Annotated in this window: 2 protein-coding genes; both read right to left on the bottom strand. The window is 73.3% G+C overall.

Annotated features, from left to right (window positions below):
- Window positions 1-105: 105 nt before the first annotated feature.
- A complete protein-coding gene (locus BJF77_RS21885; RefSeq protein ID WP_255396253.1) occupies window positions 106-519 on the bottom strand; it encodes a class F sortase in 414 nt (137 codons plus the stop codon).
- A gap of 492 nt (window positions 520-1,011) precedes the next feature.
- On the bottom strand, window positions 1,012-3,021 hold the full coding sequence (locus BJF77_RS19575) for a hypothetical protein (protein WP_139318562.1): 2,010 nt from the start codon (window positions 3,019-3,021) through the stop codon (window positions 1,012-1,014).
- Window positions 3,022-3,236: the final 215 nt, after the last annotated feature.

Here is a 3,236-nt window from a genome sequence, read left to right on the forward strand (position 1 = left end):
GGGGTGATCAGGGCGATGGAGGGAAGATTCAACAGCGTCTCCTGGGGCGGGTCGCTCCCGCCTCCGCGGGATGCATCGGGCAACGATTCTGCTCGTGCCCGGCGTTCAGGCAGCGGGGATGGCGGTGACGACGACGTTCTTGCCCCACGGGTCCTGGACGAAACAGCTGATCAGCACCAGCCGGTTCGGGACAATGGCCCAGATCTCGCTGTCCTTGAGGCTGTTCTTGTCGTAGGTCGTGACCGTCTCCACGACGTAGCTGATCTGGCCGGTTTCGGTGCCGAGCACCACGGTGTCCCCGGGGGTGACCTGGGTGCTGAGCCGGTCGAAGGGTGCATCCAGGCCTTCCCAGCTGTGCCCGGTGATGTAGGTGGTGGTCTGCGACCCGTCCCCGGGGTGACCGTAGGTGCTCAGCCAGTAGGCATCGGTGGTCAACGGAGGAACGATCGACTGCTCGGCCAGGTTCTCCGCGGTGGGGCTCAGCGGCAGGACGGGCTGGTCGATGCCGGCCGCGGGCACGGTCAAGTGCACCGGAGCCGACGCAGCGGGCAGCGCCCCCGGTGCGGGACTGACGGGTTCAGGGGGTGAGGCGCTGCCGGGGACCGGCGCCGGGCTGGAGGAAGCCACAGAGGAGGGCTCCGCAGGTGTTCCCGGTGACGGGGTGCTGGCTGCAGTAGATGATGGAGCGACCACGGTGGACGGCGCCGTAGGGGATGTGGCCGGTGGGGTGGTGAGGGTCTCGTCGGCTTCCGGGCCGGGGCCCAGCAGCACCGCGGCCGTGAGCAGTCCCGCAGCACTTGCGGCAGCGGCGAGGGCCGACAAAGAGCGGGCGCGCCCGGAACGTGCCTGCGGCGGGCGGGGGTCGTCGCCGGTGTTGTTCTGGTCGGGGTGCCGCATGAGGGGATCCTCTGGCTGTGGAGAGGGCCGGGTGCCGGTGTGGATACGGGCACCCGGCCCTGGTCAAGGGGTGCCGGCGTAGGCCTGGTGTGGCGCCGGCCGGCACCAACGGGGTCAGTTCTGGGCGCTGAACCGCCGGCGCAGCACCAGACCGGTGGCCGCCAGCAGCCCGGCACCGGTGAGCGCCACCGCGCCCAGGCCGGCGCCATCGGTGTCGGTGGTGCCGGTGCCGGCGGTCTGCACGTTCATCCCCTGGTTGGTGCCGTACACCGAGGTGCTGTGCATCGAGGAGCCGGGCACCCAGGAGGTCGGGGTCGTGCCCGGGGACCATGGCGCCCCGGGCGTGGCGGGTGGGACGACGATGACCCCGGTGTCGGTGTCGATGTCGATGTCCACCCCGGCGGAGCAGGCGGTGAGGGCCTCCTCGAACAGGACCTCCAGCTCGGCCACGTCCACCCCGACCTCGCCCAGGGCCAGCCGGAGATCGGCCAGCTCCTCGATGGTCGCGTCCAGGGCCAGCTGGGCTTCGACCGCGGCCGCCAGGGCCACTTCGAAGTTCTCCTGCGCGGCTGCGAAGTCCTCCTCGGCGGCGGCCACGGCGGCCAGCAGACCCAGCTGGGCGTCCAGGTCGGCCTGGGCGGCGGCCCGGTCCGCCTGTGCTGCGGCGAGGTCGGCCTGGGCGGCGGTGACCTCGGCGCGGGCCTCCACCAGCGCTTCCGGTTCGACCTGTGCCGCCTCCAGGGCGGCCTCGGCGGAAGCCACCGCGGCGTTGGCCTCCTCCAGGTCAACCTGGGCGGTGTCCCGGTTACCGATCGCGATCTCGACCGCCGCCTGCGCGTCAGCGACGGTGCCGGCCTCCTGGACCGCCAGCTCAGCGGCGGCCACCGCCGCCGCCGCCTCGGCTTGGGCGGCCAGGGCCGCATCCAAGTCGGTCTGGGCCGCATCCACCGCCGCATCGGCGGCGGCCTGGGCGGCCAGAGCCGCATCCAGGACAGCCTGCGCCTCGGTCGCCGCCCCGACCGCGGCATCCAGCGTGGCCTGCGTCGCAGCAAGCTCACCCTGCTCGAGAGCCACCACGGCCGCCGCATCCGCGGCCACGCCCTCGGCGGCGGTCAGCGCCACCTGCGCATCGGCCACCGCCGCGTCCGCGAGGTCCACCGCAGCCTGGGCGTCCACGACCGCCTGCTCAGCGGCCGCGTCGTTGTCCGGGTCGTCATCAGCGACCGCGGCGTCACGGGCGGCCACAGCAGCCGCCAAGGCCGCGTTGGCGTCGGCCTGCACGGCCACAGCCGCGTCCAACTCAGCCTGAGCGGCAGCCACGTCGGCGTCGGCGGTAGCCTGCACGGCCAAAGCCGCCTCCAGCTCAGCCTGGGCGGCGTCCACCGCGGCCTGCGCCTCGATCTGCACGGCCACCGCCGCGTCCAGGGCCTCCTGGGCCGGGGCGACAGCAGCGTCAGCCTCGACCTGCACGGCCAGAGCCGCATCCAAGGCCTCCTGAGCCGGGGCGACGGCAGCGTCGGCCTCGACCTGGGCGGCTAGAGCCGCGTCCAGGGCCTCCTGGGCCGCGACCGCAGCGTCGAGGTCAGCCTCGGCCGCCACCACCGCGTCCTCGGCTGCGGCCAGCTCCTCCTGCGCCGTCTCCTGGGCGGCCACCGCGGCGTCAAGCTCGGCCTGGGCGACCGCGACCGCAGCCTCGTAGGCCTCCACCTCCGCGGCCAGGGCCGCCTCGGCGGCGGCCAGGTCCGCGGCGGCGGCGTCCACGGCGGCCTGGGCGGTGGCCACCGCGGCCTCAGCGGCCTCGATGTCCACCTCCGCGGCGGCCTCGACCGCCGCAGCCAGGTTCGCCTGAGCCTCCTCCAATGCGGTCAGCGCCTCCGCGGCGGCCACGGCCAGGGCATCCCGCTCGGCCTGAGCGGTGATCACGGCATCGACGGCGGCCTCCAGCTCGTCGACGAGCTCGGCCTCCAGGCCGGCCCGCTCCAGGGCCGCGCGCAGCTCGGCCTCCGCCGCCACACAGGCGGGGTCGCCGGGGGCGGCGGCCGCCGGGGCGGCCGTGAGGAACAATCCACCGGTGGCCAGCGCGGCCGCGGTTCCGGTGGCAAGGAATGTCTTGCGAAGAGTCATGATCGCTCGAATCTGCAAAAAGGTGGGACACAGGGGGGGTCCACCTGGGGGTACAGAAAGCGGGGGAGCTTCCTCACTCGGAGGTTACAGTTGCAAAGACTTTGTGACCATAGCCACGGGATCGTTACGCCAGCGGGTCCACCCGGCGGGGGACGCACCCGCTTGGTTATCTACGAATTCCGCGCAGGCTGACTCAGTGACCATAGTGGCCGGCC

This window comes from Kocuria sp. CNJ-770 (assembly GCF_001942375.1).
GTDB lineage: Bacteria > Actinomycetota > Actinomycetes > Actinomycetales > Micrococcaceae > Kocuria > Kocuria oceani.

Bases quoted from the DNA above. Each gene is read 5' to 3' on its own strand.
- BJF77_RS19575 (WP_139318562.1), bottom strand. From the start codon at position 3,021: ATGACTCTTCGCAAGACATTCCTTGCCACCGGAACCGCGGCCGCGCTG.